Consider the following 16275-nt stretch of genomic DNA (forward strand, 5'->3'; position numbering starts at 1 on the left):
CGTTGAGCGGTTCTCGATCGCGCGAGCCGAATAGAGCGATAAGCCCTATCGGCGCGCCTGAAAGGGGGACTGCGTCGATGAACGACAATATGTGTGCGCTATCCCCGCGAACGGCAGTTGTTGCGGCAGCACGGCGGCAATTGCGCCGTGACCCGATGACGGATCAGGTCGGCGACATAAATAATGAGCGGCAGTTCACACGAATTGGACCGCTCAGAGACTGGGATTGATGGAGACAGATCAGGTTGCCACTGCCGCTGGACGTGATTTCAGCCGATATTTTCCGCTTCTGTGGTTCGGACAGGCTGGCAGCAGCATCGGCAGCGCTGTCACGACCATCGTCATGCCGCTCATCGCCATCGCGACGCTCAACTCCAGCACGATCGTCGTGACCTTGGTCGAGGCGTCGGCCTGGTTGCCGTGGCTGATCATCGGCTTGCCCGCCGGCGCCTGGGTCGATCGTATGCGCAGACGTCAGACCATGATCATCTGCGATCTCATCTCCGCGCTCGTGCTGGCCTCCGTACCCCTCGCGGCCTGGTTCGGCATGTTGACCATCACTCATCTAATCGTGGCGGCGCTTCTCCTGGGCACCTCTTCGGTCTTCTTCTCCACCGCCAGCCGGGCATTCCTTCCCGTGCTGCTGCCGAAGGAGCGACTGCCGGACGCGAACGCTAAGCTCCAGGGCACGAATTCCGGTGCGCTCATCCTGGGTCCTGCCATCGGCGGAGGTATCGCGCAGGTCGCCGGCGCCGTGATCGGGCTGCTGATCGACGGCCTCAGCTTTATCGTCTCCGCCCTGTGCCTAAGCAGAATCCGAGTGCCCGAGCCTCGTCCCGAGGGCCGCGCGACACGCGCCACCACGCTCCGTTCCGAGATCACCACCGGACTGCGATTTCTCTGGGGGAACGCCTACCTGCGCGTCTTCACGGTCCACGCGGGCGCGGCGAACCTGGCGGCGGCGGCGCTGCAGGCCATCATGGTGGTGTTCCTCATCCGCGAGGTCAGGCTGTCACCGGGCCTGGTGGGCGTAGTCGTGGGAGCGATCGGGGTGGGCGGCGTGGCCGGCGCCTTCGTCGTGACACGCGTGGCAGCGCGCCTCGGCACCGCCAGAACCATCCTGCTGCTCGAACTCGGGCTAACACCCCCCGCCCTGCTCATCCCGCTCACCACCGAAGGCGCCGGCCTGGCGTTCCTGCTGGTGGGTGGCCTCACGGTGAGCGTCGGCATCGTCGGGAGCAGTGTCCTCATCGGCAGCTTCATGCAGGCGTACACGCCTGGCCATCTGATGGGCAGGGTGACTGCCAGCCACCATTTCGTCAACTTCAGCACGCTTCCGCTCGGCGCGGTGATGGGTGGCGCGCTGGCGGAGCTCTTCGGTCTCAGGCCTGCCATGTGGGCCATTACGGCGATGGCCGTAGCCAGCAGCTTCATCCTGCTCATCGGGCCCATCAAAAGGAACGCGGAGCTCCCCGACGCAGCCGCGGCATCGACCTGAACGATTATCTTCTCGTGCGGAGGTCTCATGCACACGATCGAACACGAAATGCTGCGTCGCACGTGGTTCCCCATCGCTCGCCTCGCCGACCTCCAGAATGGAGTGGCGAGAGGAAACATCCTCGGGACCGAACTCGTGATTTATCGGGTGGACGACCGCATAACCGTGGCTGAGGGGTTCTGTCCCCACCGTGGCGTCGCCCTGCACATGGGAGGAGTCGAGGAAGGGGCCCTGAAGTGTCCCTACCACGGTTGGCGTTTCTCCGCGGGGAACGGGCGGTGTACTCGCGTACCCTCCCTCCCCGCCGGGAGCACGCTCCCTCGGGTGTCGCTCAAGGTATACCCGGTCGACGTCGCCTATGGGCTCGTGTGGAGTTGCCTGGGCGACCCGCTGCTGCCGCGGCCCGGGTTGCCCGCCGTCGTGGACGACACCTGGGCGATCGCGGCGGGCACTCCCTTCCGCGTGCGCTGCGGCATGCGGCAGCTGACCGAGAACTTCCGGGACAAGGCACACTTTCCCTTCGTGCATGCGAAGACGATGGGATCGGTGTCCCAGGTCGTAGCTCCCTACCGGGTCGAGCGTGACGGATGGGAGTTGCGGTGGTCTGCCGCTGTCGAACCGGAACTCGTCGGCCGCAGGAGACTCAGCGGTGACGAATCGTACCGGCTCGACTACCATCTCACCTTGCCGATGTTCGCCTCGATCCGGGTGACGGCTCCGAACGGCGGCAGGAGGTTCGTGGCCCAGCTCGCGACGCCGATCACCGAGGACGGCGAGGAGGTGACGCAGTTCTGGCTGGCGGGGCTCGACCCCGCATCACTCGCCGGGGGAGCCGACCTCGATGACGCGATCCAGTACGAGCGGCAGATCTTCGTCGAGGACCACCCGGTGGTCGAGAACCAGCGCCCGCGCGAGGCACCGCTCGACCTGAACAGCCAGGTGCACACCGCCGCGGACAAGCTGAGCATCGTGTACCGGCGCACCTATCGCGAACTGCTCGACAGCATCACGCCTTGATGAGACTGTCCGATTTCCGCGTCCCGCACGGGGTGCTCAGACGTATCCGCCGCCGCAGACGAGAATCTCGCCGGTGATGTAGTCGGAGTCCGGTGTGCACAGCAGATAGACCGCCCCGGCCGCTTCCTGGGGCGTGCCCATGCGGCCGAGCGGGATCAGTTGCTCCAGCCGCGCCATGAAGTCGGGGTTGACGCCGACCCTGATCTCGCGCCCCCCGACCTTGATGGTGGAGCCGGCATCCGCAGCCGCGGTCGTGAGCCGCGTGTGGATGTAGCCGAAGGCGACCGCGTTGACGTTGACGTTGTACCGGGCCCACTCCTTGGCCAGGGTCTTGGTCAGCCCGCCGAGGCCGGCCTTGGCCGCGGCATAGTTGACCTGCCCGGCGTTCCCTCCGGCGGCCGTGATGGAGGAGACGTTGACGATCTTCCGGTGGACGCGGACACCACGGGCGCGCTCCTCCTTGGCTTGGGTGCTTATGACGGGCTGCAGGGCCCGCAGGAGGCGGAAGGGCGCCCTGAGATGCACGTCCAGGATCATGTCCCACTGCTCGTCGGTCATCTTCTGGATCACGCCGTCCCAGGTGTGGCCCGCATTGTTGACCATGATGTCCGCCCCGCCGTAGGAGTCGACGGCGGCCCGCACGAAGCGCTCCGCGAAGGTGTCGTCGGTCACGTCGCCGATGACGGCGACCGCTTCGCCGCCCGCGGACTTGACCAGCCGCGCCGTCTCCTCGGCTCGTTCCGGGTCCAGCCCGTTGACCACGAGGCGAGCTCCGTGGGCGGCTAGCTTGAGCGCGATGGCCCGCCCGATTCCGCGTCCGGATCCGGTGACCAGCGCGACCTTCCCGTCCAGTGTGCTCACGAGAGATCCTTTCCGTGGTGGTGGTGTGGTTGGCGTGCGGGAGTGTTCGGCCACCTCGGGCCGGCAGGTCAGGTGGCGGCGGCGAATCGGCGCGCTGCCGAGCCATAACCCGGTAGGTGCCGGATCAGGTTGAGCACGCGGAACCGCATCGTCTCCCCCGCCTCGTGCCTCAGCACGCCGTGGACGACCAGCCGCCGGACCAGCGCCCCACAGGTCGCGACGGAAAGGCCCGACAGTTGGGCGGACTCCGTGATCGACATGCTCGCCTCCACGGTGATCAGGTGTTCCATGAGCGTCCTCTCCGCCTCCGGCAGCAAGGTGACGACCTCGTCCAGGACGGTGTTCAGACCGGGCTTGCCGACGTCGGACGCGGGCTGTCCGATGACGACGAACGGATCGGCCCGTACCTGCGTGAGAAGGTCCTGCGGCTCGCAGACCAGCAGCCAGGGGGCCGCCATTTCCAAGGCCGCGGGCACGCCGTCCAGCCGCCGGCAGATCTCGGCGACCGCCTCGGCATTGGCCGCGGTCAGTGTGAAGTCCGGTCTGACCAGGCGGATGCGACTCACCAGCATCCGCACCGAGGAAACCTCTGCGAGCCGGTCCGGAGAATGGCCACGCCCGGTCTCCGGCACGCTCAGTGGTGAGAGCGGGCTCGTCTGCTCCCCCGGCATGCCGCCGGACCTTCTCACGGTGCGGAGTATGCGCAACCCGCGCGCTTTCTGCAGCAAGGGGATCAGGTGATCGGCGGGTGCCTGGACGTCGTCATATCCGTCCAGTACCAGGAGTGTGGGCTGGTCACCGATCAATGTGCTGAGCCGGTTCGCGGAGTCACCGACCGGGTCGAAGAGCGCATCGAGCGCGTGCCGGATGAGACCCGACAGTTGGCCCTGAACCGGCGCGGCCAAATAGGGCGTCTGCACCTCCGGCGGCGCGGACCACAGCACCGGGATTCCATGGGAGCAGTGCAGGAGTTCGGCCACCTCCAGGGCAAGCCGGGATTTGCCGATGCCGCTCAGTCCGGTGATGGCCACGAGCCGGAGCCGCGCTGAGGTCAGCATGTCGGCGAGTGCGTGGGCCTCGGCATCGCGCCCGACGATTGCGTTCAGCGACAGGGGCGGGCGAGCGAACTCCGAATCGCGGATCAGCTGAAAGGTGTCGGTGACCGCCTGATGGCCTGCCGCGGCGTCGAAGTCGGCCCGGTCACGTCCGGTCAGGCCCAGCCCGTCGGCGATGAGCTGCGTGGTGGCCTGGCGAGGCTGGCCGGTGCGGCCAAGTTCGAGGTCGCGGATCGCCCGTACGCTGACCGTGGACAGATCGGCCAGCTGGATTTGGGTCATGCCCCTGCGGAACCTGAGCGTTCTCAACAGGTCGCCGAACTGTTTGGCGCCATGTACTTCCTGCAATGCTTCTGACCTCCTCTGCTGAGCCCTGTGGAGCGCTGACACCATTCAAGAGTGACGCACTTGAATGATTCTGTAATGGCTCTGTAATGGCCCTGGACAAGCAATGAAAGAAATACAGGACGGTATCGCAAATTGCCTGACTCCATCCATGAAAGCTTGTCATAATTGCATTGTCCGGCTATTCTTCCTATACGATTCGAGTATATTGGCAGGCGGGCCGCCCACGCGTCGAACGCGATTCACCGGCTCGCCGCATCAGGAAGGGCCTGCGCGTGCCAGAGGAACTGCGTTTCAGGATTCTCGGCCCGGTGCGTGGCTGGCTCGGCGACGAGGAGCTGGTGCTCGGTCCCGTCAAGCAACGAACGGTGCTGGCGGCGCTGCTGATCGCCGGTGGGGAACCGGTGCCTGCGTACAGCCTGCGCGGTTGCCTATGGGACGCCCCTCCGGCCAACGCGGCCGGCCTCATCCAGACGTACGTGAGCCGGCTGCGCGCGGTCGTGGGCCGCTCGACGTTGCTGTTCGACACCGGGGGCTACCGTCTCGACATTCGCCCCGACCAGGTGGACCTCCTGCGGTTCCGGAGCCTGCGCCGACAGGGCGGAGAGGTTGAAGCCGACCCCGCCGCCGTTCTGGCCGCCGCGTTCGCCGAAGTCAAAGGACGTCCCTGCGAGGACCTCAGAGAGGCGATGCGCTCCCACCCTCTCCTGATGGACGTGGAGCGCGAGCTGCGCGAGGCCGCCATCGAGTACGCCGACTGCGCGCAGGTGGACCGGGCCGGCGAGGTGGCCCGTCTGCTTGAGTGGATCAGCCTGACAGCGCCGCTGGACGAACGGCTCTTCTCTCGCCTAATCCGCACGTACGCGCTGATCGGGCAGCAGGCGGATGCCCTGGCCGCCTACGCACGCATCCGCGGCCGACTGCGTGACGAACTGGGGGTGGGTCCGGGGCAGGAGCTGTCGGCGGCCTACCACGACACCCTCGCCCAGTCGAGCCTCAGACACCGCCCGACCTCTGCCGCCCGCGCCAGACGGCCCGTGCTCGTGCGGCGTGAAACGGACCTGTCGGCCATTCGCAAGGACCTGGTCAGGCATCGGGCGGTGACGGTCGTGGGGCCGCCTGGGGTGGGCAAGACGGCCGTCGCCCGCGCGCTTCTCGCGGACGACGCGGCCGGCGCGGATGGCGATTGCCGCGAATCATTCGTTTCCGCCGACGGCGAAGGCGGGATCTTCGTCGCGCTGGCGGACCTGCCCAGAGAGCGGGGCGACGGGCGAGGCTCGGCGGAGGCTCTGGCCCAGGCCGTGCTGGCGGCGCTGGAGGGACCGGGCGTTCTGCAGTATCCGGTCGCCGCGCTGATCCGCCAGCTTCGCGAGCGTCCCCTCCTGCTGGTCATGGACGCCGCGGAGCACCTGCCGCTCGGCTGTGGCGGCATCGTCGCGAAGATCGCCCACCGGTGTCCCGGGACGCGGGTGCTGGTGACGTCCCGCCGTCCTCTCGGGTACCCAGGGGAGAACGTGCACGAGATTCGCACGCTGGAGGTCCCACCACCGAACGAGGTCGTCGATCACGCCGCCTCCTTCCCGGCGATGGAGCTGTTCCTCGCCGTCGCCGGCCGGTCGACCGGCGAGGTGGATCTGTCCGGTGCGGCACGCCTGTGCAGGGAGCTCGATGGCCTGCCGCTCGCGCTGCGGCTGGCGGCCTCGTGGCCCGTCTCCGCGCGCCTGTCCGGCGCCGTCGACCTGGCGCTGGCGGGCCTGACGGCATCCGTCAGCCGGGGCCTGGACCTCCTCACGGGCGAGCAACAGTCGCTCTTCACCCAGCTGGCCACCCTGGACGGCGAGTTCTCGCTTGACGAGGCCGAACGGTTCGCGGGCGAACTCGGTCTGGGGGCCGCCGATGGCGCGATGCTCCTCGCCGACCTGGTCGACCACTCACTGGTGCAACGGGCTCATGGGTCAGAGCATCGCTTCCGGATTCTGCGTCCCATTCGCCGGGTGGCGCGCATGTATTTGACGAAGGACTCTTGACCCCACACGCCGGCAGGCGATTCCGTCGGCATTTCGCGGGCACCAAGAGGCAGCACAGCCCCTTTCAGGGTGGTTTTCCGTCGTGACGTGCCCGGTCGGCGAGAGCGTTGACAGCATGGGAGGACAGCGAGCCGCCGATCCCCGACGGAGGAAATGGTGCAAGAAGTTCTTCGGGCCGTACTGGCCGGTGACCTGCCAGCCGCGGAATGGGCGCGAATTCCGCTGCCGGAATCCTACAAGGCGTTGACCGTGCACAAGGACGAGGTGGGGATGTTTGACGGGCTTCCCTCGGCCGAGCGCGACCCCCGACGCTCCCTTCATGTCGAGCATGTCGCGGTTCCCCAGCCAGCGCCGGACGAGGTTCTCGTCGCGGTGATGGCCAGCTCGATCAACTACAACACGGTCTGGTCCTCGATCTTCGCGCCCATCCCGACCTTCGAGTTCCTGACCCGCTACGGACGTACGTCCGAACTCGGCAAGCGACACGACCTGCCCTACCACGTGCTGGGATCTGACCTCGCCGGCGTGGTCGTTCGAGCCGGTGATGGCGTGCGGCGGTGGAAGCCGGGCGACCGGGTACTGGCGCACTGTCTGTCGGTCGATCTGCAGAACCCGCAAGGACACGACGACGCCATGCTCGACCCCGAACAACGCATCTGGGGCTTCGAGACGAACTTCGGCGGGCTCGCCGAGCTGGCGCTGGTCAAAGCCAACCAGCTGCTGCCCAAGCCGGAGCATCTCGCCTGGGAGGAGGCGGCCTCCCCCGGCTTGGTGTTGTCGACAGCGTACCGGCAGCTCGTCTCCAGGAACGGGGCCGCGCTCAAGCAGGGCGACACCGTGCTCATCTGGGGGGCCTGCGGCGGCCTCGGATCGTACGCCACGCAGCTCGCGCTCAACGGGGGCGCGGTGCCCGTGTGTGTGGTCTCCTCCTCGGACAAGGCCGAGACCATCCGGAAGCTGGGGGCGGAGCTGGTGATCGACCGGGCGGCCGACGGGTTCGAGTTCTGGCGCGACGGAGAGCCGGACCGGAAGGAGTGGCGGCGCCTGGGCAACCGCATCCGGGAGCTCACCGGTGGTGACGACCCCGACATCGTCTTCGAGCACCCTGGCCGAGAGACTTTCGCGGCCAGCGTCTACGTGGCTCGGCGCGGCGGCACGATCGTGACGTGCGCTTCGACCACGGGGTACGACCACTACTTCGACAACCGCTACCTGTGGATGCATCTCAAGAGGATCGTCGGCTCGCACTTCGCGAACTACAGCGAAGCCTGGCGGGCCAACGAGCTGGTGCGGCGAGGGCGGGTGCACCCGACGCTGTCAAAGACGTACCCGCTGGACGATGCCGCCCTCGGGGTGCGCGACGTGCAGCAGAACGCCCACCAGGGCAAGGTGGGTGTTCTCTGTCTGGCGCCGAACACGGGTCTGGGGGTGTCCAACCCCTCGATGCGGGAACGGTACGCTCGCGAGCTCACGATCTTCCAGGAGCACTGAGCTGCGCGCCGACCGCGACGGCACGGCCGTCGACGAGCGGGGCACCGCAGCGGCGGAATCGCCGCCTCCTGACACGTGTCAGTACCAGGTCAACAGCGCCGCTCCGGCGCACAGGCCGCCTCCCGCGGCGGCCAGCAGTACCCGCTCGCCGCGGCGCAGCGGACTGCGGCGGTGGGACTCGTCCAGGGTCACCGGCACTGACGCGCCCGCCGTGTTGCCATATCGGGATGCCGTCGTGGGTACCCGGGCCATGTCGAGGCCGAGGTCGGCGGCCAGGTTCTCGAGCAGGCGGATGTTGGCCTGGTGGAAGACGAACCGGTCGACGTCGGCCAGAGTGAGGCCGCAGTCGTCCAGTACCTCGATGACCAGCTTCCGCAAGGTGGTGATCACGTAGTCCTTGACCAGGGGCCCGTTCATCCGGAACAGGTGCCTGCCCTCGGCGCGGGCTGCTTGGTCCGTCGGCAAGCGGACGCCGCCGGCCTCGACCCCGATCTCCTCGTTGAACTCACCGTCGGTGACGAGGCGCAACGCCTGGATGCCGTAGCCGTCAGGTACCCGGCCGAGCACGACGGCGCCGGCGCCGTCGCCGAAGAGGCTGACCGTACGGCGGTCGGAGCGGTTCATGATGGTGGAGAACATGTCGGCGCCGATCACCAGTGCGGTCGCCGACGGTGGTCGGCCAGCCAGCATGCCCTCAGCGATCCCCAGCGAGAACACGAAGCCGGCGCACACCGCGTTGACGTCGAACGCGGGCACGGACCTGATGCCGAGCTTGTGCTGGACGATCGCGGCAGTAGCGGGCTGCGGCACGTCGGAGGTGCAGGTGGCGACGATCAGCGCCTCCAAACCGTCGATACCGGGGCCGTCGGCGAGCGCCCGGCGACCGGCGCGCGTCGCCAGGTCCGACGTCACCATGCCGGGGGTCCGGTAGCGACGCTCCTTGATGCCGGTGCGCTCCTCCACCCAGTCTTCGGTGACGCCCGTCCACTGGCTGATCTCGGCGTTGGTGACGACTCGGTCGGGCAGGTACGAGCCCAGGCCGATGATTCCGATGGCCATGTCTTCGCTCCTTATCGCCCGGTGAGAGCCCCGGCAAGGGGCGCCAGGCGTTCGTATTGCGCGGGGTAGTCGGCGGCGGCGGGCAACAGTACGATCTGGCCGGCGCCAGCTTCTACCATCGCGGCCACCTGCTCGCTGATCGCCTCGAAGCCGCCGGCCATGACGTACCGGCTGCTCACGGACTCCTCCAGCCGGTAGCTGGCCCGCAGGAACCCCAGCGCGTCCCGCCGGGCGCGGGCGGGGTCGCCGTCGTCGACGTTGACGAACAGGGTCACGCCGGTTCGCGGCAGCGGCCTGCCGAGCTGCGCGGCCAGTGCGGCGAGGCGGGCGTGGCGGCGGGCGAGCTGGGCGGCGTCCAGGAACAGCCCCAGCCAGCCGTCGCCGCGACGCGCGGCTCGGTTTAAGGCCGCCTCCCCGCGTCCGCCTATCCAGACTGGCGGGACGCCGGCCACCGGCTCCAGGGCGGGGACGTCGAGGTCGAAGGGCGGGCCGAGCCGCGCGGGACGGCCGGACAACAGGTCGGGCAGGGCTTCCAGCAACATGTCGGTACGGCGGCCACGCCCGTGCAACGGCGCGCCGGCCGCTGCCCACTCTGCGGGGTTCTCGCCGCCGACCCCGACACCGAGGAGCACCCGGCGTTCGGACAGCTCCTGCAGTGAGGCGACCTGCTTGGCTACCCAGGCGGGCTGACGCAGCGCCGCCAGCAGCACACCGAACCCGAGCTTCACGCGCCGGGTCACCGCCGCCGCCGTCGCCAGGGCCAGGAACGGCTCCAGCACCCCGGTGTGAAAGGCCAGGTGATCCGGCGCCCAAACCGAGCCGAACCCGAGCTGCTCAGCCTGCTGGGCGGCGGCCGCCACCGGGAAGCCGGACCCGGCGGTTCCGAGTGTCGGCAGCATCACCCCGATCCGGACGTGGCCCGGTGCGCTCATGACGCTGGCTCCTGGCCAAGGCTCCGGCCGCGAAGCTCCTCGATGTGCCGGGCGAAATCGGCCAGCACCGGCAGGCGGTAGACGTCCTTGCTGAACACGGTCACGCCCAGGCGTTTGCGCAGTCTCGACACCACGTGCAGGGCCACGAGCGAGTGGCCGCCGAGCGCGAAGAAGTCGTCGTCGGAACCGATGTCGGCGATGCCCAGCACCTCCGACCATACGCTCGCGACAAGGAGTTCGACCTCGCCGGACGGGACGGGACGGCCGGCGCTGACCGGCTCGAGCCGGGTCACCGGCGGGGGCAACGCGGCCTCGTCCAGCTTTCCGCTGAGGGTGCGAGGGAAGCCGGCGAGTGCGACGAAGGCGCCGGGGACCATCGCGGCGGGCAGCCTGGACGCCAGGTGCGCGTGCAGCCGATGAGCATCCGCCGCTTGGTCCTCGGCGGGTACGTGGTAGGCCACCAAGCCCTGGTCGGACAGGATGACTAGGGCACGGGCGACCTCGGGCAGCTCGCACATGATCGCTTCGATCTCCCCCGGCTCGATGCGGTGGCCGCGGATCTTCATCTGCCGGTCGGCGCGGCCCAGGTAGTCGAGGGCGCCGTCCGGCCGCCGGCGGACCAGGTCGCCGGTGCGGTACATGCGCGCGCCGCCGCCCGCCGGGCCGGCGAACGGGTCGGCCACGAAACACGCCGCGGTCTGGCCGGGATCGTCGACATAACCCCGGGCCACGCCGATGTCGCCGACGTACATCTCGCCCGTGACGCCGTCGGGGACAGGGCGGAGCCGGTCGTTGAGCACGTGGACCCGGCGTCCCGGCAGGGGCCGGCCGATGTGCGGGCCCGCGCCGCCGGTGTCGGCCAGGATGGGGGCTGCGGTAACGTCCACGGTGCATTCGGTCGGCCCGTACAGGTTGACCACCTGCACGAGGCGCCCCTCGCGGACCAGTGCGGACAGGTCCGCCCACATGCCGGGCGGGATGGCCTCTCCTCCGAGGTAGAGCCGCAACGGCGGCGCCGAGAGCGCGGCGTCGCGCAGCGCCGCCCAATGTGAGGGGGTGGCGTCCAGGTCGGTGATGGCGTGTTCTCGCAACATCCGGGCGAAGCGCCGAAAATCGGTGCGTGCCTCATCGTCCACGATGTGGACGGTGTCGCCACGGCAGACGCGGAGCCACTGCTGCACCGAGGCGTCGAAGCCGATGCTGGCGTTGCAGGCCACGACAGCGGGCTCTGGCGGGTACACCCCCGCTTCCTCCAGCGAGGCCAGCAGCAGCCCGACGCCGTCGAAGGTGACTCCCACTCCCTTGGGCCGCCCGGTGGAGCCGGAGGTGTGCATCACGTAGGCCAGATCACCGCCGAGCGGGGCGCGTTCCTCCCAGGGCAGGCCGGTGCCGTCGGCCGGGTGAAGGACCGGGAGTCCGCCAGTCCAGCCGGGCGGCGCGGCGCTGATCACCGCGTCCAGCCGGACCCGCCGGACGATGGCGTTCTGGCGCTCGGCGGGGAGGGCGGGGTCGAGGGGGACGAACGCGGCGCCGGCCCGCCATACCGCGAGAAGCGTGGGCAACAGGTCGATCGAGCGAGGCACGTGCACGCCGATCCGGGAGCCGGGACCGGCCGCCCGCGCCGCGAGCAGGCCTGCCAGTCCGTTGACCCGGTCCCATAGTGCGGCGAAGGTCAGCGTGCCGTCGGCGGCCGACACGGCGATCCGCTCAGGGTGGGCGTCGGCGACCTCCCACAGGCGTCGTAGCGGGTCGTGCGTCGCGGCGGGCGCCAGGTGGACGCCGGGCGGATCCGGCCAGCTGGAGTATGTCATCGATGCCCCTTGTGCGTGTCGTGCCGCCTGAGTGCTCACAGGGCCGGCGGTCCGGACGCGGCCGCGGTGGGCGAGCAGTCGGCGAGCGTCACCGGGTCGCCCATGGCCACGACGATCCTTCGCTCGCCGTGGAAGGGATCGCGGCCGTGCGCCGCCAGGACGTTGTCGACGATCATCACGTCGGCGGCCCGCCAGCTCTCGCGGACGGTCGCCGCGTCGTAGGCCGCGTTGATCTGGGCCACCTCCTCCTCGCTAAGCCGCCCGCCGTCGCCGGTACTTGTGTCGAAGGGCAGTTCGCCGGGTCCGAACTCGTCGAGCAGGACCTCACGGATGTCGGGGTCGAGCGACCACTCGCTCCAAAAGGCCACGTGGTTGAACCACACCTCGTCGCCGGTGCGCGGATGGCGGATGATCGCCGACCTGACCTGCGTGGTGCGCAGCCGGTCTCCCTCGCGCCACTCGTGGGCGATGAGGTTCTCCGCGCAGTACCGCTCAACGTCCTGCGGGGTCTCGGCCTCGAATGACGTGCGCCAGTCCAGCGAGAGGTGTTCACCGAAGTTCCGCGTCAAGCGCCACCCTGCGGTGCGGAACCGGACGACGAGGTCGGCGGGCAACTCGGCCAGCACCTTGCGCACATCCGCCACCGGGGTGGCGCCGCCCTCGGCGGGGGCGGTCAGGCAGCCGAAGATCAACGTGCCGGGGAAAGTCAGGGTGTAGCTGTTCTCGTTGTGCATGTGAATGCGGTGGGCGGGTGGCAGATCCGTGGAGGAGAAGACGTCGTCACCGAAGCGGCTGCGCGGCGTCGCCTTCTCCTTGTACGTGGCGCGTTCGTCTACGAGGGTGTCGCGGACGACGGCGAAGTCCTGCGCGCTGCGTACGGGCAGTCCTCGCAGCAAGAGCGCGCCATGCTCGTCGAGCGCCGTGCGCAGAAACGGCTTGACCTCCGTCAGCCACGCTCGGGCGGAGGCGAGCCCGTCGAACTCCGGGGTGTTCAGGAGCGCGGGTTTGCCGGGCTCGACCGCGATCGTCAAGGCGACGGCGGCTGTCCGATCGGCCATGGTTACTCCAGATCAGTGACGTACTGAGAGGTCGGGTGTGAGGGCCTTGATGTAGGTCGGCAACCGGCGCCACACCTCGGGGGTGTAGAAATGGCCGCCCGGCAGAGTGGTGACGGTCAGATCGTCGCGACAGACGGCTGCCCATTCCTCGGCCACCGCCGGGTCGATGACGGTGTCGTCCACGCCGTGCATCACCTGCGTCGGAGCCGTCGTGAACGCTCCGGGCGTGTACCGGTAGGTGTCACGGACGGCGATGTCGGCGCGCATGAGGTCGACCGCCATCTCCAGCAGATCCGCATCGGTGGTGATGTAGCCGGGCAGCAGACCGCCGGTCCGCATCCAGGCGATGAGCTCGTCCTCGCTGTCGGACATGGAGGGGAACGTGTCGCGTTCAGTCAGGCCGCGGTGGGGGGCGTTGCAGGCCGAGGCCGCGAGAGCGGCGGGTCGCGGGCCACCCTCCTCTTCGAGGCGAGCAGCCACCTCGAAGGCCATCCACCCGCCCATGCTGTGACCGAACAGCACGTACGGCTTGTCTCCGGCAGCGGTGCGTACCACCGTGGCCGCGTCGGTCGCCATCTCGTCCCAGGTGCGCGCGTACGGCTCGGAATAGCGGCCCTCCCGGCCCGGATAGCACACCAGAGCCAGATCGGTGCCGGCGTCCAGGACCGCGGCCCACTCGCGGTAGGGCCCGGTGCCGCCGCCGCAGAAGCTCAGGCAGACCAGGGTGCGGCGCGCCTTCGGCCTGGTCAGTGGCCGCAGGACGGAGACGTCGTGGCGTGGTCGGCGCGACATCTCACCCGTCTCCGCCACGCTGCGCGGACAGGCCGGCCGGCCGCATGTCGGTCCATGTTCTCTCGATGTAGTCCAGGCAGGTCGGGCGATCGCTGGCCCCGAGTGCCACTTCCCAGCCGGGGGGCATCTCGATGTGCTCGGGCCACAGGGAGTGCTGGCGTTCCTCGTTGACCAGGACCAGGAAGGTGCCGTCCTCGTCGTCGAACGGGTTCATGGTGCCTCCATCGGCAAATTCGCAAGATGCACGCTAGGTTCGTGATCAGGCACTGATCGGCAATTCGGCGGGTACCCATGCAGCAGGTTGGCGGCATGGGAAGCCAGCGGGTCAGAACCCGGCACGCAACGTCCACAGCTCGGGGAACAGGCGGAGCTCGCCGGCCTTGCGCAGCCATGCCACGCCGCTGGTGCCGCCGGTGCCGCGTTTGGCGCCCAGCACCCGCTCAACGACCAGGACGTGGGTCGACTGCCAGCGGGCGAACTCGTAGGCGACATCCATGAGCGCCTCAGCCAGCCGATACAGGGTCTCGTAGCGCTGCGGGTCGTCGTACACGCGGCGCCAGGCCCGCTCCACCTCGGGGTGCGGCTCGTACGGCTCCGCCCACTCCTTGTCCAGGCATGCGGACGGCAGCTTGATGCCGAATCGACCGAACTGGCCGAGCACGGCATCGTAGACGCTGGGCTCCCTCAGCGCCGTGCGCAGCGCCGGCTCAGCGACCGGGTCACCCAGGTACGGCCGGATCAGGGAGGCGTCCTTCTTGCCCAGCACGAACTCCCACTGGCGGAAGGCATACGACTGGAACCCCGACGCGTCGCCCAGGTCATCCCGGAGGCGCATGTAGTCCACCGGGCTCAGGGCCGACAGCACGCCCCAGCTCTGGACGGCGACATGCTGAGCCTCACGCAGCCTGCGCAGGGCGTTCATGGCATCCTCGACGGATCGCTCCTCGAGCTGATCACGGGCCTGGCGAGCCTCGATGTAGGAGAGCTTGAACAGCAGTTCCATCACTTGCGTGATGATCAGGAAACTGGGCTCGGCCGGCGCAGCGGTGCGCAAGTCCTGCAGGGACAGCAGCGCGGTCGAGGCGACATACCGGCTGAACTCTGTGCCGACGGCAATCACCGGGCCCGCTGGGTCGTCGCCGGGAAGGGTGGGCTGGCGGGTGGGGGGCCGGCCGGTGGTGGTCATGGGGTCACCCTTCAATAGGATCGTTCGGCAATTCTTCGAGCAGGTCCCCCAGGACATCGAGCCCGGCGCGCAGATCGGCGGGTCGCCCTCCGAAGCCGAGGCGCATCCGGTCCGCATGGCCGAAGCAGGCCCCCGGGACGACAAGGACCCCTCGTTCTTCGAGCCGGGCGCACAGATCGGTGACGTCGGCTATCCCACGGAAGGCCGGGAAGGCGGACACTCCGCCCGCCGGAGTGGGTAGCGAAACACGGCCGTCCCGCTCGCGTGCCCAGGCCAGCAACATCTGGCGATTCTCCCCTGCCTGGCGCAGCCGGGGGTTCAGCACGAGATCGGGCTGCCGCAGCACGGCCGTAGCCAGGGTCTCCGCCAGCGGGGAGGTGCTGAGCGTGAGATAGTCCCTGACCCTGGTCATGGTGGCGAGCAGGCCGGGGTCGCCCAGGCACCAACCCACGCGCAGGCCGGGCAGCCCATAGGCCTTGGACAGGGTGCCGACGGAGACCGCCCGCTCCAGCACCGCGCCCGGGTCCGGCAGAGCCGGACTCTCATGGGTCAGGCGGCTGAACGCCCCGTCCCACACCAGGTGGCACGGGTGGCGGCCGACGATGTCGAGGAACTCGGCGTACTCACCGGGCGTCAGCGTCACGCCAGTCGGATTATGCGGGAAGTTGACCAGGACCACGCGGGTCCGGTCGCTGAGCACGGCACGCAGCCGGTCCAGGTCGGGACGGAAGCCGTCGGCGGGATCGAGCGTCCAAGGGCGCAGCCGGGCGCCGAGCACCTCGGCGATGGATGACAGCGACTGGTACACCGGCCGCAGCACCACCACCTCGTCCCCTGGACGCACCAGCGCGGCCAGCGCCAAAAAGAGCGCTTCCGATGAGCCGTGCGTGACCATGACGTGCTCGGCCGGATGACCGCCCACGTGCGCGGCCACGGCCTGCCGAAGCGGCTCGCAGCCCAGGGAGGGGCTGTCGCGGAAGGTGACGACGTCCAGATCGGCGGCGGAGATGCCGAGCAGGCGGCGCAGGTCTCCGAGCGTGTAGTCCTGCACTCCTGAGCTGGAGATGTCGATCGGCACGTTAAAGTAGCGCTCACGCAGCCAGTCCTCGAGCAGCGCAGGGGCGATGTCGGCGATGGTCATCG

General features: G+C 69.0%; 14 protein-coding genes. 4 read left to right on the forward strand and 10 right to left on the reverse strand.

Annotation, left to right across the window (positions count from 1 at the left end):
* Positions 1-229: 229 nt before the first annotated feature.
* The gene (locus tag HD597_RS02250; protein WP_253739994.1) at positions 230-1498 is read left to right on the forward strand and encodes an MFS transporter; all 1269 of its coding nucleotides are present in this window, start codon (positions 230-232) and stop codon (positions 1496-1498) included.
* Positions 1499-1525: 27 nt separating this feature from the next.
* Positions 1526-2515: a Rieske 2Fe-2S domain-containing protein gene (locus HD597_RS02255; protein ID WP_253739996.1), complete on the forward strand. Its 990-nt coding sequence runs from the start codon at positions 1526-1528 to the stop codon at positions 2513-2515.
* 36 nt (positions 2516-2551) lie between these two features.
* Here the strand turns inward: HD597_RS02255 and HD597_RS02260 are convergent, their stop codons facing one another.
* Positions 2552-3376 (reverse strand): SDR family NAD(P)-dependent oxidoreductase, encoded by an 825-nt coding sequence (locus HD597_RS02260; RefSeq protein WP_253739998.1) that lies wholly within the window; start codon positions 3374-3376, stop codon positions 2552-2554.
* A gap of 68 nt (positions 3377-3444) precedes the next feature.
* Complete coding sequence (locus HD597_RS02265; protein ID WP_276082662.1) at positions 3445-4824, reverse strand: helix-turn-helix domain-containing protein; 1380 nt, start codon at positions 4822-4824, stop codon at positions 3445-3447.
* A 125-nt stretch (positions 4825-4949) separates the two neighbouring features.
* On the opposite strand from HD597_RS02265, the gene HD597_RS02270 reads away from it, so the two are divergent.
* Together HD597_RS02270 and ccrA are read left to right on the forward strand one after the other, a co-directional pair.
* A complete protein-coding gene (locus HD597_RS02270; protein ID WP_253740002.1) occupies positions 4950-6803 on the forward strand; it encodes an AfsR/SARP family transcriptional regulator in 1854 nt (617 codons plus the stop codon).
* Between the two features lie 156 nt (positions 6804-6959).
* A complete protein-coding gene (gene ccrA, locus HD597_RS02275; protein ID WP_372513327.1) occupies positions 6960-8294 on the forward strand; it encodes a crotonyl-CoA carboxylase/reductase in 1335 nt (444 codons plus the stop codon).
* Between the two features lie 78 nt (positions 8295-8372).
* Here the strand turns inward: ccrA and HD597_RS02280 are convergent, their stop codons facing one another.
* The 8 genes from HD597_RS02280 to vioD form a co-directional block, all read right to left on the reverse strand.
* Positions 8373-9353, reverse strand: a complete 981-nt coding sequence (locus tag HD597_RS02280) for a 3-oxoacyl-ACP synthase III family protein (protein WP_253740007.1) — start codon at positions 9351-9353, stop codon at positions 8373-8375.
* An 11-nt stretch (positions 9354-9364) separates the two neighbouring features.
* Positions 9365-10285 carry an LLM class flavin-dependent oxidoreductase gene (locus tag HD597_RS02285; protein ID WP_253740009.1) on the reverse strand — a complete coding sequence of 307 codons (921 nt, stop codon included), beginning with the start codon at positions 10283-10285 and terminating at the stop codon, positions 9365-9367.
* On the reverse strand, positions 10282-12096 hold the full coding sequence (locus HD597_RS02290; RefSeq protein WP_253740011.1) for a non-ribosomal peptide synthetase: 1815 nt from the start codon (positions 12094-12096) through the stop codon (positions 10282-10284). The genes HD597_RS02285 and HD597_RS02290 overlap by 4 nt, the downstream gene beginning before the upstream one ends.
* 35 nt (positions 12097-12131) lie before the next feature.
* Positions 12132-13154: a TauD/TfdA family dioxygenase gene (locus HD597_RS02295; protein WP_253740013.1), complete on the reverse strand. Its 1023-nt coding sequence runs from the start codon at positions 13152-13154 to the stop codon at positions 12132-12134.
* Positions 13155-13166: 12 nt separating this feature from the next.
* Complete coding sequence (locus HD597_RS02300; protein ID WP_253740015.1) at positions 13167-13946, reverse strand: thioesterase II family protein; 780 nt, start codon at positions 13944-13946, stop codon at positions 13167-13169.
* Between the two features lies 1 nt (position 13947).
* Complete coding sequence (locus tag HD597_RS02305; RefSeq protein ID WP_253740016.1) at positions 13948-14160, reverse strand: MbtH family protein; 213 nt, start codon at positions 14158-14160, stop codon at positions 13948-13950.
* Between the two features lie 111 nt (positions 14161-14271).
* Positions 14272-15132, reverse strand: a complete 861-nt coding sequence (locus HD597_RS02310) for a tryptophan 2,3-dioxygenase (protein WP_253740018.1) — start codon at positions 15130-15132, stop codon at positions 14272-14274.
* A 4-nt stretch (positions 15133-15136) separates the two neighbouring features.
* Positions 15137-16273 carry a capreomycidine synthase gene (gene vioD / locus HD597_RS02315; protein WP_253740020.1) on the reverse strand — a complete coding sequence of 379 codons (1137 nt, stop codon included), beginning with the start codon at positions 16271-16273 and terminating at the stop codon, positions 15137-15139.
* Positions 16274-16275 lie beyond the last annotated feature (2 nt).

Source organism: Nonomuraea thailandensis (genome assembly GCF_024172165.1).
Classification (GTDB): domain Bacteria; phylum Actinomycetota; class Actinomycetes; order Streptosporangiales; family Streptosporangiaceae; genus Nonomuraea; species Nonomuraea thailandensis.

Bases quoted from the DNA above. Each gene is read 5' to 3' on its own strand.
- HD597_RS02250 (WP_253739994.1), top strand. From the start codon at position 230: ATGGAGACAGATCAGGTTGCCACTGCCGCTGGACGTGATTTCAGCCGA.
- HD597_RS02255 (WP_253739996.1), top strand. From the start codon at position 1,526: ATGCACACGATCGAACACGAAATGCTGCGTCGCACGTGGTTCCCCATC.
- HD597_RS02265 (WP_276082662.1), bottom strand. From the start codon at position 4,824: ATGGTGTCAGCGCTCCACAGGGCTCAGCAGAGGAGGTCAGAAGCATTG.
- HD597_RS02280 (WP_253740007.1), bottom strand. From the start codon at position 9,353: ATGGCCATCGGAATCATCGGCCTGGGCTCGTACCTGCCCGACCGAGTC.
- HD597_RS02285 (WP_253740009.1), bottom strand. From the start codon at position 10,285: ATGAGCGCACCGGGCCACGTCCGGATCGGGGTGATGCTGCCGACACTC.
- HD597_RS02290 (WP_253740011.1), bottom strand. From the start codon at position 12,096: ATGACATACTCCAGCTGGCCGGATCCGCCCGGCGTCCACCTGGCGCCC.
- HD597_RS02295 (WP_253740013.1), bottom strand. From the start codon at position 13,154: ATGGCCGATCGGACAGCCGCCGTCGCCTTGACGATCGCGGTCGAGCCC.
- HD597_RS02300 (WP_253740015.1), bottom strand. From the start codon at position 13,946: ATGTCGCGCCGACCACGCCACGACGTCTCCGTCCTGCGGCCACTGACC.
- HD597_RS02305 (WP_253740016.1), bottom strand. From the start codon at position 14,160: ATGAACCCGTTCGACGACGAGGACGGCACCTTCCTGGTCCTGGTCAAC.
- HD597_RS02310 (WP_253740018.1), bottom strand. From the start codon at position 15,132: ATGACCACCACCGGCCGGCCCCCCACCCGCCAGCCCACCCTTCCCGGC.
- vioD (WP_253740020.1), bottom strand. From the start codon at position 16,273: ATGACCATCGCCGACATCGCCCCTGCGCTGCTCGAGGACTGGCTGCGT.